Raw genomic sequence first — 12416 nt, 5'->3', positions numbered from 1 at the left:
TTTACTCGCTATAAGCTTACGCTTTACGAGCTGGTAATTTTTCACGAATACGTGCAGCTTTACCAGACAAGTCACGAAGGTAGTAAAGTTTAGCACGACGAACGTCACCACGACGTTTCACTTCGATTTTAGCAACAACTGGTGAGTGAGTTTGGAATACACGCTCAACACCAACACCGCTAGAAATTTTACGTACTGTGAACGCAGAGTTCAAACCACGGTTTTTCTTAGCGATTACAACACCTTCAAATGCTTGAAGACGTTCACGATCACCCTCTTTTACTTTTACTTGAACGATGACAGTGTCACCAGGAGCAAAAGCAGGGATATCAGATTTTAACTGTGCATTTTCAACAGCTTGAACTAAAGGATGTTTACCACTCATTGTGGGAATCTCCAATATGTGCGGAGTCAGAAGAGGTCTAAGATTCCGCTGGGGATAGAGGCTAAAGCGCATATCAACCCGTTTATCTTTCCCTTTACGACAATATGTCTATAAAGAGCCTTTAAATATACATAAAACTATTCATTAAATAGAATTATGCTTTAACTCGAAGCATTGCTTCTCGTCTGATTGCAGAACTTTCGTTCTTGAGAATAACGATTAAGAATTACCGCCATTCTCTTGCGTATCTTTTAGCCATTTCTTTTGCTGCTTAGTCAACTCAACTTTTTCAGCCAACTCCGGTCGGCGCTCTAGAGTTCGTTGATATCGCTGCAAAAAACGCCATTTTTCAATATTGCCATGATGCCCAGATTTTAATACCTCTGGCACATCCAGCCCTTCAAAATGGTCAGGCTTTGTATATTGTGGACAATCTAAAAGACCATCTACAAAAGAATCTTGTACTGCTGATTGTTCATCTGACATTACATTCGGCAAACGGCGAATAATACTGTCAAGTAACACCATAGCGGGCAGTTCACCACCAGATAAAACATAATCACCAATTGACCATTCTTGATCAACATAATGCTGGATCAAACGTTCATCTACTCCCTCATAACGTCCACACAGTACGATTAAGCCGTCATAATCGACAAACTGCTGTACTGCCTTTTCATTTAAGGTTTTGCCTTGTGGGGACATATACACCACAGGGACATGAACATATCCTGCTTGTGAGGCAAGCTGTTTGGCATGTGCAATTGCTTTCGCCAAAGGCTCAGCCATCATCACCATACCGGGGCCACCACCAAATGGACGTTCATCCACTCTTCTGTAGTTTCCCTCAGCAAAATCACGAGGATTAATACAAGTGACTTGTACAATATCTCGTTTTGCCGCACGTCCGCTGATGCCGTAGGCTGTAATCGCTTCAAACATTTCAGGAAAAAGCGTAATGACTGCAAAAAACATTACAGACTCCTCTATTTTCCTGCTGTATTAATCCTAAAAGGATTAATAATCTACGCCCCAATTGACGTAAATACGACCAGCTTCAAGATCAACACGTTGTACTACATCTTTGTGCCAAGGAATCATGCGTTCTTCTGAATCAATGCTGTCTGGGGTAGCATGCACCACCATCACATCATTGGCTCCAGTTTCAAACAACTCATGAATTTTTCCTAAGTTTACTTCCTGTTCTTCTTCATCAAGACCTAACACTGTTAAGCCCTTTAAATCCGACCAGTAGTACTCATCTACATCTGCTTTTGGCAGTTGAGACTTAGCAATCCAGATATTAGCGCCAACCAAGCTTTCCGCTCCAGTGCGATCACTCACACCTTTCAACGCGACAACTAGGCCTTTGCCATGGGGTTTCCAACGTTTTACATCTATTGTTTGCCAACCGGCCTTGGTCTCAATGTACCAAGGCAAGTAGTCAAACATGTTGCTCATAGGTTCTGTATTTGAATACACCCAGAGCCACCCATTCAATCCATAAGCTGAACGTAACTGTCCAATCTGAATACGATCTTCGGGAACATTCTGTGTTGATGTCATGGGCTACCTACTACAAAAATTATGCAGTAGCTTTTTTAGCTTGAGCAGCTAAAGAAGCAACACGTTCAGAAGGTTGAGCACCTTGAGAAACCCAGTGAGCAAAACGGTCTGCATCTAAACGAAGTTTTTCTGCTTGACCTTGTGCAGTCGGGTTAAAGAAACCGATACGCTCGATGAAACGACCATCACGTGCATTGCGGCTGTCAGTCACAACGATTTGATAGAATGGACGTTTTTTTGCGCCGCCACGTGCTAAACGAATAACAACCATGATAAAAGCCTTATAATTCTTACGGATTATCCCTGCGCCGACCATCGGCAACACTTCAAACCCCTTTCATAGAGGGCGACATTCTACGTGATTTTCGCCCTGAAAGAAAGATTATTTTTTGAGTTATCCGCAGTTTTGAATTTAAAATTACTCTAGCCAATTTGATGCAGCAGATAACGCACAATCAGTTGCACCTTTTGCCCAAAATTTTTGTCCTTGATCATTAAGACAAATGATCCCATCACCAGCTTGTGAACTAGTAGCAATAGGTGTAGCCGTTAACACCCAACTTGAATCAGTTATACTGACAAAAGCCAAGTTATATAAGGCTTGGCCTTGTTGAGGACTTACACTAGAACCATAAATCGATGTAATAGTCGCATTCGATGGATAACGATTGTGAACTACTTTTTCTGCTTCTAATGTTTGGGCAATATTCATCATTTCAGATTGAACAGCTGTACGATGTCCTTTGCGTAAATACTGCAAATACGAAGGTGTCGCTATAGCTGCTAAAATTGCAATTATTGCGACTACAATCATGAGCTCTATTAAGGTAAAACCATTTTTCATTGCCAATTCTCACTATTTGTTTCACATACATTGCAAGTGACTGTTCCACCACAATCATTATCAACAGCGGTAGCTGTTAAACTTTGGCAACGCAAACCTGAATTTTTAGCAATAAAATTAAAGTTTCTTGAATCTGTAGTTGTCGCTTTAATGACCCATGTTTGCCCATTCGCCGTACCATTCGTCAATAAATTTCCTGTCGTCGTATCATCACTAATTTCAATCGTATAACCGCCCCGTGGCAACGTTACAGATGTGGTGGTAAATCCTCTATAGGTAAAGTTCTTGGATTTATGCCGTTCCAATTGTTCTGCCAATTTTAGAATTTCGCCTTTAGCAGCAGAAGCCGTCGCTCTACGGCTATAACTTTCATATGAAGGGATAGCAATCGAAGCAAAAATAGCGACAATCACGATGACAACCATGAGCTCAATCAAGGTAACACCCTGATTAAACCGCAGAATATAATATTTATTCATCAGTCATCCCTTAACGATAACGCTCATACCAACGCGCAGGAACTAAGTGACTTGTACACTGCCACTCGCCCGTTCCACTCTCGTTTCCAGACAGTTGTAATTTCCCACAACTATTAGTCACTGGAGGCTCGTCTCTTTTTGGAACGAATGCTATGCCACGGATACCTGAGCCAATAACGTTTTTATTACATTCAGAGGCTCCTACTGGGCAATTAGTACCAGTTTGTGTTTTAAATCCACTTCCATTCTCTTTATTTTGATCGATTGACCCATCAGAATTAAGGCACGCGCCAAATGGTAAACAGAACGTCTGCTGGTCAGTTTCACCAACTACACGTGGTAAACATGGGTCTGCCGCTACAATACCTGTTCCCTGTGGGTCATAAACAGGCACAATTAAAGTCCCTGTAATTGCCATAGGCTCTTCAAAAGCTTTGAGACCTCCTTTAATACGGAAACTATTATTAGCTTTTTCGGTACCATCGCTCATACTAGAAAGTGAGCGATACCAACCATTTTGTCCCGTCCCCGTATTCGGAAAGAAAATCTGTGCTACTCGTGTTTCTCCAGATCGTAAAATTTGTGGATTTTTTCGAAGCGTTGATCGAGTAATATCTTTCGTTTCAAGCTGGCTATCCGTTAAAGACATTAAATTCTTTTTAATAAAATCTTTGTCGATAATTCCATAGATGTTGTTTACAGGTCTTCCGCTTAATGCTGTGCTTGGTGACATCCCCTCACGACCTGTAAGTGGATAAACATCTAACGGTGTACTACGGTCACCTGAAGCAATACCTACAGTAATAAAAGTACGGATTCCATAATCGTGAATTGTCACTGTTGGCGGTTCATAAAAACGCGGCGCATTCCCAGCTGTATAGTCGTTCGAGCTATCATAAGTAGCATCATTCGTTGCCAAATTGGCTAATCGAACAACTCGAACCCCGAAACTACTATAAGTTGAATTTGTTTTGGTCTGGTTATTATTAAGATCGATACGGAAAACTTGTCCACCTAAATCGCCAAAATATAAATGGTCTACTAAACCATCAGCATCTCGATCTAAGGTACTAATACGACTCACAATACTGTGCTTCATATTAGAGTTATCTACACTAGAGCCTGTATCACTAGTCCACCATAAGCGTTCCCCAGTTTTAGCATCAATAATATAGACAGCGTTTCCTTTTGCTTTTCCATTCGTAAAGCAAGAGTTATTCAAGGTAATATTCGGGTTTTCATAACATTGGTCGTAGCCACCACCAACAATCATGACCCGTTTAATAACTCCGTTATAACGTATATTTGCAAGTACAGGTTTAGACCAACTCTGCCCCATACGACTATAATCAGTTTGGTCTGCTCCTACTCGAAAGAGGAGCTTAGGTGAAGCAGGATTTAAGACATTTAAGCCATAATAACTGCTGCCCCCCATTCGCATGCCACCATAAATATTCATTTGCTTTGCAGTCACTTTTGATACTGCGGAGCTACCACTTCCCGTTGTAGTAATACTATATGCAGGGTCAGATACCCAAGCCCCATCCATACCGTGAGCAGGAGCTGTAGCATCACTTTGACCAACAACTAAAGCTTTTGAAGCGACTGGATCATTTAAAATATCGGCAGGAACGAAAGCCATTTGTTCTATACCAGTTGAGGCATCCACAATATGCAAACCGCCTTCCATCGTTCCATAGAGAATGGATTGTTCACGCGCAGATGTTAAATTCCCATTTTCATCTAATGTTCCATTATAGGTAAGCTGTACCGGTAAAGAATGAATACTACCGCCCATCGATAAATAGGGTTCATTCGATGTAACTAATGACGAAGGTAAAGTCGTAGCGCTAATATCAGTTGAATAACCTAGATAATTTAATATTTTTAATTTCAAGCTAATTGGGAAAGCTTTTAAAATATCTTGTCCAGTCGATGCATTAAATTTTCCTAAAACATAACTTGCTGTATTAGCCACACTATCAAAAGGATTAGTTCCTTCTGGTGGAGCAGCTGGAATTTTTAGCAAATTAGTTCCAGAAGTTGATAGCTTCGTTAAGCTACCATCCGCTGCAACAGCGGAAACATCAGTAAATAAGTTGCGGATTTTAGTTTGTACTACGTAATAATATTTTGTGATATTTCCTTCTTCATCACGTGTTTCATTTTGTCCAGTAATTGGTAAAGGAACTTTTGCATATGAACCGCCAAAAAAGACTTTACCTCCATCATTATAAGTAGAGCTATTCCAATAATCTTTCGTACCCGTTCTAAATGCCCCAGTTGCGTTGTAAACCAACCCACCAGTATTAGCTTCAAAAGCACCAGCATTTGTTCCCGATAAAACAACATGGTATTTTTTTAGGTTGCCTCGCCAAGTTAAATAAGCATTTGCTGGATTTGGCTCAAAAGCACGTAAGTAACCATATTCCTGTAAATTTTTAGGATTTAGTGCATCATAAGGAACAGAGATAGCTCCTGTGGTTAAGGGTTCTAAAGGAACTTTTCCGATGTTAGTAATAAATGCGATAACGCTGTCTGTTACACCTTGCGCACTTTGGGTAGGGAAAAAGCCTCCATTTCCATAACCAGGTGCAGTGACCGCATTTGTGGTCTGATTCGGCGAACAATTATCATCACTTCTACGGTCAGATTGGGTTCTCGAACTTAAACGACAGGCATTTTTTACATCAGAAGAACTTAAACTAGAAAAGTCACTACCAAAACCAACAAATGCTGTTTGAATAGAAACCCCGGCGGGATTCTTTGTTTTATCAAATAGTCGTTTTGCAAACTCCCCCATACAGGCCCAACCAGAGTCTGCTGTAGTGTTAGATAAACCTCCAGAACAAGTAAAATTTGCTCCCAAAGTACCGCCTAGGGCTGTCGACATGACACTTGCCGAACGTGTATTTGTTGTATTGTTCGGTTCACCATCTGATAAAAAGTAAATACCTTGCCCATCACAACTTTGACGATTGGCCACCGCAGGCAAAGGAGATTGGTAAATGGCATTTAAGTTAGAAGCATTTCTATCTACAACAATATTTGGATTGCTTGTCGTATCATTTGTTTTTGATTTTGGAATGCCACTATCTGCGTTTGCTATCGCATAGTTAAAAGTAGTGTAGTAATAAGTATAAGAATAGGTCCAATCCGACGAAGTATCATAGGCGGTTGCCGTATCCACACCCGGATTAGCGGTTGACCAGTTACTCCAATAGTTACTAGAGCGGCAAGGTTGCCATAAATTTGCCGTATCAATTTGTGAATCGCGATAATTCGTACAATATGAGTATTCCGTCCTATTATCAGATTTTCGCACACGCTTTACATAGCTATCTTTTCGAATAGCATAATTCGTCTCTGAATAGGTCGTTGTACCCATTAAATAAGCAGCAGCTTCTGCATAAGCATGTGCTGAGGGCGTTGACCCACCAGCAGTTAAATTTGCAACGGCCTGTTTTAATTTATAACGCTGAGAACCTACCGTATTTAAAGTACTCGCATCTCCTAAAGGAGCAGCAGCCACCAAAATTTGTCCACTTCGACTATCACCATTGGCAGAGAAATTCCCCAAGCCCACACGAGTATCATTTAAAACTGGATTATTGCTGGCTAAAAAAGCATTCATACCATTTTTAAGCATAGCCAGCCGGTTTTCACCATAACTATTATTGGTCATACTTCCTGATGTATCCAACATCATCACAATGGTTTTTTTACCCGCTGTAGGTGAAGCATAAATTTGTAAATCACTTGCCTGCACCACAGAGCTTGTCATCAACCATGTAAAAGCAACCGAACTCGAACAGATGGCATACCATAAATTATTTGGCTTAAAATTCTTCAATTTTAGTTTCACGATATTCCCCATTATGAACCCGGTGCCGTAATTTGAGTGAGCTTATTGGTATAGTTAAATTCTTGAACTTGAGTACTAAAAGGCACGTTATGATTTGCTAAACACTCAGCCAATGTTTGTTTAGCTGTTAAAGTGGTATCAAAATTGTCGCTAATTTTTGCCGAACTCGTGCTTAAGCAATCTCTTTGTAAAGTTTCGATAGAGGTAGATGCATAGGCTGGTAAAAAAGCTGTTGTAATCACTCGAATACGCTGCGTAGACAACATGCTTTTAGGAAGTTGTGTACCTTCCGAAGTATTTGTTCCTCGCGGTAAATTTGAACCTGGAATATCACTAGCAGCATCTGTTGGAATACTTACAGCAACTTGAGTAACCACTGCTTGGCGATTACTTCCATAGTCACTTGTTAAATCACAGAAACCCGCTACGCCGCCATCTTCAACGACTGCATTATTAGCGCTTCCTGCTCGAAGTAAACTTGCACCTCTGGTCTGAGCAAAATTTGTTGCTGTAGAAACAGGTTTATAACAAAAGTTGTATTCTGCACCTGGGTTACTTTCATGCTCTTTGAGCGCCGCCCCAATCACATTAGTAATATTAGTTAGGGTAGTAGGATTCATCTGTACAATGAGTTCTAAAGGCGTGTCAGATGACTGAAAATTTAATTGGCTAACTTGGCTATTGGTAGCAACTTTTAAAGAAACAATAGCCACTCTTATTGCTAAAACACCTACAGAAATAACAAGCAATAAAATAATAAGCACAACAATAAGGGTTGCCCCTTTTTCTTTAGATCTACCTTTATGAGTTAAATGGGTCACAGACTTTCCCCCATCGCATTGCGTAGAGCAATTGTTACGTTATAAGTACGGCGTAAGAATCGAGTTGTATTATCAGAAGCATGCACGGTCTGATCTAACATAAAAAAAGACTGCGCCGGATCTATTGCTTTGTTTTGAGCATTATTAGTAGAGCGCGCTAATACAGATATTTGTATTAAAAGAATTCGTGGCGGCATCACAGATGGTGTGGCATCTCGGGCAGCCTGTGCAGCAACGCGATATTGGGGAATGGTATAATAAGCAAAATTGCCAGCCGCATTTTTTGCACCAAACAGCACATGAAAATGATCAATACGCGGCAATACAATTTGACCAGCGTCGCCCAACCCGGCAATCGTGGTCGGTTGAGCTGTGGCTACAATAGAGGGAGTATTTGCATCACATGCAAGTGCATAATCTTGCTGGGAGGTACCATTGCTATCCAGTCGTAAAAAATAACGCTCTACTATTAAATCTCCTGCAAGAACATTCACACCTTCACAATTAGTCATATTCGTAGGCGCAATAAATTGAATCGTCAATTGATCACTTTGCACAGCTGCATTTGAACTATTCTGTATATTTGTAAGACCTTTCCAGTGATTGCTCACTGTACTTACCGTATCGCCTGCACCACGGCTCAATAATGTGTCAGCAATATAAGTATTTGCTCCGACATTAGGGACAAAATTAACAGTGTTATTATTAGTTGCTGTTGAACCAGTTAGCACAACGCCGCCCCAAGGCGTCATATCAGTTAATATTGGGTTGGTTACATTTCCATAATTTAGAAGGCGTATATCACGGGCAATATATTCCAAACCAAAAATACCGCTATCTTGTATTTCAGCATTTGCTTTTTGTAGACGGCTTGATAAAAGTCCACCAATAAATAGTTGAGTTGCTGCAGCTACTAAAATTAGGCCTAAAGCCAATGCAACCATAAGCTCAATTAATGTAAAGCCTCGTTGTTTCCACGATACAAATGAGTGAGCCATTAATATGCCTCCATCATCAAACAATTTGAATTATTGGCATAAACACCGTCTGTACTCATACAGCTCGACACATCCGCGCTAGTACTTTCCCCATTTGTTGTAATTACCGGAGAGGTTTTCCCCCAAAAAACAAACAAACACTGCCTCTGCTGGGCCATTGTGGTTGTAACTCCAGGACAATTTGTCATTGTGATTTTCATGCCAAGTTGATCAGCATTTCTTGCTGCTTGATATGCATCAAATTGAGCAAGTTGAGAAGGCGTACAAGCGGCATTGAAACAGGAAGTCGGAGCTGCAGTAGCAGATGAATAATTGCTATAACTACGAACAAATGCAGGATATTGACTAGCTTGAGAATTATTTACGCGAATATTTTCTGCTAACCCTCTCATAATCATCATGGCTTGAGATTTACTTAATGCTTCTGAAGAAGCATCCATAGCCCGAATTTGCAAAGCGACATATCCTAAAATTCCTATCGCAAGTAAAATTAAGGCGACCAATACTTCTAATAAACCAACCCCAGCTTGAGCTTTTTGATTAGAGCCCCGCATTAACATGTCTCCTCAGCTTTAAAAATTAATGTGCCAAGCTTCGTTAAAATGATAATTTTCTTTTTATTTATTTTTGAATTACAAATAGATAAAAGCGTATCTTGAGTAATATTGGTTACCACTCCATTTGCATTAAAAGTTAAAGTCGTCGCTGTTGATGAGCTCTGTGTACCATTAGCAGCGATATTTTTAAGCTCAAGAGTGCTATTGGAAGCAGCTTTCCAATTAAAAGAAGTCGGTGTATTTGAGGCTGTTGAATTCAGATTAATGGATACATCTTGGCGACCAAGTATTGCTTGGCTCTTTGATTCTGACAAAGTATTGATTAGGTCTCGTTGATTTTCATCTAGTCGTTTGCTTTCTAATAAATTTGACATAGACGGCGCAGCCATCATCGCGATAATAGCCATGACCGCAATCGTCACCATAAGTTCAACCAAGGTGAACCCGTCTTGCGGAATAATTCCCCTCATCCCCAGAACCCCAAATAAACTTAAAAATTTTTTATTTATTAATTAAATTTTACGCCTTATGTTTACAAAACAAATACAAAGCAGATAAAGGGTATAAAAAAACAGATAACTGTCATATCAACAATTATCTGTTTAACTATTTTAAAATCAGTATGTTAAATAAGTCACACTTTATGCTTGAGTCACATGAATGCGTAATTCTTTAGGAAGGCTAAAAGTAATATTCTCTTCACGCCCTTCTAACTCTTTCGGTGCTTGAGCACCCCAATCTTGTAAACGTTGAATAACTTGTTTAATCAAGATTTCTGGCGCAGAAGCACCAGCGGTAACGCCGATCTTGCAAGTCTCATTGAACCATGACTGCTCTAACTGATCAGCATTATCTACAAGGTAAGCAGCTTTACCCATACGCTCTGCAAGCTCACGCAATCGATTTGAATTTGATGAGTTCGGTGAACCTACAACCAATACCACATCGCATTTTTCTGCTAAATCACGTACAGCATCTTGTCTGTTTTGAGTAGCGTAGCAAATGTCATCTTTACGAGGACCCTGAATATGCGGAAATTTAGCACGCAAAGCATCAATAACTTTAGCTGTATCATCAATAGATAGCGTTGTTTGCGTTACAAATGCAAGCTTTTCAGGATGTCGTACGGTGAGTGCAGCAACATCAGCCTCATCTTCAACCAAATAAATATCACCGCCTTTTAATTTGTCATATTGGCCCATTGTGCCTTCGACTTCCGGGTGCCCTTCATGACCAATTAAAATGGCTTCAGTACCTTCACGCGCATATTTAGTCACTTCAATATGAACTTTAGTCACTAAAGGACAAGTTGCATCGAAAACTTTTAAACCTCGGCGTTCAGCTTCCTGTTGAACTGCTTTTGAAACACCGTGCGCACTAAAAATTACAATTGAGTCATCTGGAACCTGATCTAGTTCATCAACAAAAACGGCCCCTCTCTGACGTAAGTCATCAACCACAAATTTATTGTGTACAACTTCATGACGTACATAAATAGGAGGGTTGAAACATTCCAAAGCCCGATTGACGATTGCTATGGCTCGATCAACACCGGCACAAAAACCACGCGGATTAGCTAACACAATTTCCATAACAGCCTCAAAATTAATAAAACAGGGGAATTTCTCTTGAATATTTGCAATTAAAACTATTCAGTTTAAACGCACGGTACACTACAATAGCGAAGATATTTTATCATATCAGGAAAAATATCATGTCGGGTCTATTGTTTGTCGTTTCTGCTGCATCAGGAACGGGCAAAACATCTTTGGTAAAAGCCCTGCTTGACCGTGTGAGCAATTTACATGTTTCAGTCTCGCATACAACCCGAGGTCAACGTCCCGGTGAGTTAGATGGTGTTCACTATCACTTCACTACAAAAGATGAATTTCTAGACCAAGTCAACCATGATGGCTTTATCGAATACGCCGAAGTATTTGGTAACTACTATGGCACTTCTCAAGCTACGGTAAAACAACAGTTAGCTCAAGGACACGATGTCTTACTTGAAATTGATTGGCAAGGTGCAGAACAAGTCCGCAAACTTTTCCCTGAATCAAAGCAAATATTTATTTTGCCTCCAACTCAATTTGATCTGCGTCAGCGTTTATCTAATCGCGGCACTGACTCAGTTGAAGTCATTGAGCATCGTTTAAGCTGTGCAGTAGAAGATATGCAGCACTACACGAACTTTGATTACATCATTATCAATGATGATTTTAATAAAGCCTTACATGAGCTTGAAGCTGTGATTACAGCGAACCGTTTAGTGCTATCTCAGCAAGCAAAACGTCATCAAACATTAATCCAAGACTTGATTACTCCTCAACCAAAACAGGAATAACTTGAGTCTAGGTCGAAAGCCTTTTATACTATTTAGTCTGTTCAAATTCACCATTCCAAAACGAGAACTTTTATGGCACGCGTCACCGTTGAAGATTGTTTAGATCATGTAGACAACCGTTTTGAGCTTGTGCTCGTTGCAAGTAAACGTGCTCGTCAATTGGCACGTCAAGGCATGGAGCCAACTGTAGAATGGGATAACGACAAACCGACTGTAGTTTCTTTACGCGAAATCGCGGCAGGGCACGTTACGAAAGAAATTCTTAAACAACGTGAGCAAGATTACCAAACTTCTAGTCTTGATCTTGCCCTTTCTACAAACAGCTTGAATTTAGAAGGTTTTTCTTTCTAATTCACTCTGTTTCATAAAAAAACCATCGTTTTTTTGCGATGGTTTTTTATTTGGCTTTGCGCCATATTCAAACATATTGGGAAAAGCAATTATTTTCATTGAAAAAAAAATACACTTTTTCAAATGAAAAAATTGACAAGTTCCGCAATATGCTTTTCATTAAGAAGCAGATAGATTTAGTTTTTCAGCAATAGGAAAAAGGGTGA

General features: G+C 40.1%; 15 protein-coding genes. 3 read left to right on the top strand and 12 right to left on the bottom strand.

The window, feature by feature from the left end:
• Window positions 1–16: 16 nt before the first annotated feature.
• The 12 genes from rplS to ispH form a co-directional block, all read right to left on the bottom strand.
• Complete coding sequence (rplS, locus tag SOI81_RS01620) at window positions 17–385, bottom strand: 50S ribosomal protein L19 (RefSeq protein WP_002116654.1); 369 nt, start codon at window positions 383–385, stop codon at window positions 17–19.
• A 219-nt stretch (window positions 386–604) separates the two neighbouring features.
• On the bottom strand, window positions 605–1360 hold the full coding sequence (gene trmD / locus SOI81_RS01615) for a tRNA (guanosine(37)-N1)-methyltransferase TrmD (RefSeq protein ID WP_239975216.1): 756 nt from the start codon (window positions 1358–1360) through the stop codon (window positions 605–607).
• 42 nt (window positions 1361–1402) lie between these two features.
• Window positions 1403–1951, bottom strand: a complete 549-nt coding sequence (gene rimM, locus SOI81_RS01610; RefSeq protein WP_002116736.1) for a ribosome maturation factor RimM — start codon at window positions 1949–1951, stop codon at window positions 1403–1405.
• A 19-nt stretch (window positions 1952–1970) separates the two neighbouring features.
• A complete protein-coding gene (rpsP, locus tag SOI81_RS01605) occupies window positions 1971–2222 on the bottom strand; it encodes a 30S ribosomal protein S16 (RefSeq protein WP_000260334.1) in 252 nt (83 codons plus the stop codon).
• Window positions 2223–2369: 147 nt separating this feature from the next.
• Entirely contained in the window at window positions 2370–2795 is a 426-nt protein-coding gene (gene pilE, locus SOI81_RS01600; RefSeq protein WP_239975217.1) for a type IV pilin protein, read from the bottom strand.
• Complete coding sequence (gene comE, locus SOI81_RS01595) at window positions 2792–3274, bottom strand: type IV pilin protein (RefSeq protein ID WP_239975218.1); 483 nt, start codon at window positions 3272–3274, stop codon at window positions 2792–2794. Before comE ends, pilE begins: the two co-directional genes overlap by 4 nt.
• 10 nt (window positions 3275–3284) lie before the next feature.
• Entirely contained in the window at window positions 3285–7139 is a 3855-nt protein-coding gene (gene comC / locus SOI81_RS01590; protein ID WP_239975219.1) for a PilC/PilY family type IV pilus protein, read from the bottom strand.
• An 11-nt stretch (window positions 7140–7150) separates the two neighbouring features.
• Window positions 7151–7960, bottom strand: a complete 810-nt coding sequence (pilX, locus tag SOI81_RS01585) for a PilX N-terminal domain-containing pilus assembly protein (protein WP_239975220.1) — start codon at window positions 7958–7960, stop codon at window positions 7151–7153.
• A complete protein-coding gene (gene comB, locus SOI81_RS01580) occupies window positions 7957–8958 on the bottom strand; it encodes a PilW family protein (RefSeq protein ID WP_239975221.1) in 1002 nt (333 codons plus the stop codon). Before comB ends, pilX begins: the two co-directional genes overlap by 4 nt.
• On the bottom strand, window positions 8958–9518 hold the full coding sequence (gene pilV, locus SOI81_RS01575; RefSeq protein ID WP_320541148.1) for a type IV pilus modification protein PilV: 561 nt from the start codon (window positions 9516–9518) through the stop codon (window positions 8958–8960). The genes comB and pilV overlap by 1 nt, the downstream gene beginning before the upstream one ends.
• A complete protein-coding gene (locus SOI81_RS01570) occupies window positions 9512–9985 on the bottom strand; it encodes a Tfp pilus assembly protein FimT/FimU (protein WP_216967680.1) in 474 nt (157 codons plus the stop codon). The genes pilV and SOI81_RS01570 overlap by 7 nt, the downstream gene beginning before the upstream one ends.
• A gap of 171 nt (window positions 9986–10156) precedes the next feature.
• Entirely contained in the window at window positions 10157–11107 is a 951-nt protein-coding gene (gene ispH / locus SOI81_RS01565; RefSeq protein ID WP_016142896.1) for a 4-hydroxy-3-methylbut-2-enyl diphosphate reductase, read from the bottom strand.
• A gap of 122 nt (window positions 11108–11229) precedes the next feature.
• Here ispH and gmk point away from each other — a divergent pair, with 122 nt between their 5' ends.
• From gmk to SOI81_RS01550, 3 genes are all read left to right on the top strand, one after another.
• Window positions 11230–11859 carry a guanylate kinase gene (gmk, locus tag SOI81_RS01560; protein ID WP_002116973.1) on the top strand — a complete coding sequence of 210 codons (630 nt, stop codon included), beginning with the start codon at window positions 11230–11232 and terminating at the stop codon, window positions 11857–11859.
• 72 nt (window positions 11860–11931) lie between these two features.
• Window positions 11932–12210 carry a DNA-directed RNA polymerase subunit omega gene (gene rpoZ, locus SOI81_RS01555; RefSeq protein WP_002116990.1) on the top strand — a complete coding sequence of 93 codons (279 nt, stop codon included), beginning with the start codon at window positions 11932–11934 and terminating at the stop codon, window positions 12208–12210.
• Between the two features lie 38 nt (window positions 12211–12248).
• Window positions 12249–12404, top strand: a complete 156-nt coding sequence (locus SOI81_RS01550; RefSeq protein WP_014207816.1) for a hypothetical protein — start codon at window positions 12249–12251, stop codon at window positions 12402–12404.
• Window positions 12405–12416 lie beyond the last annotated feature (12 nt).

Origin of the sequence: Acinetobacter pittii (assembly GCF_034067285.1) — a bacterium.
Taxonomy (GTDB): Bacteria; Pseudomonadota; Gammaproteobacteria; order Pseudomonadales; family Moraxellaceae; genus Acinetobacter; species Acinetobacter pittii_E.
The sequence above is the reverse complement of the archived record's forward strand: the minus strand, read 5'-3'. Positions and strand labels throughout refer to the sequence as shown.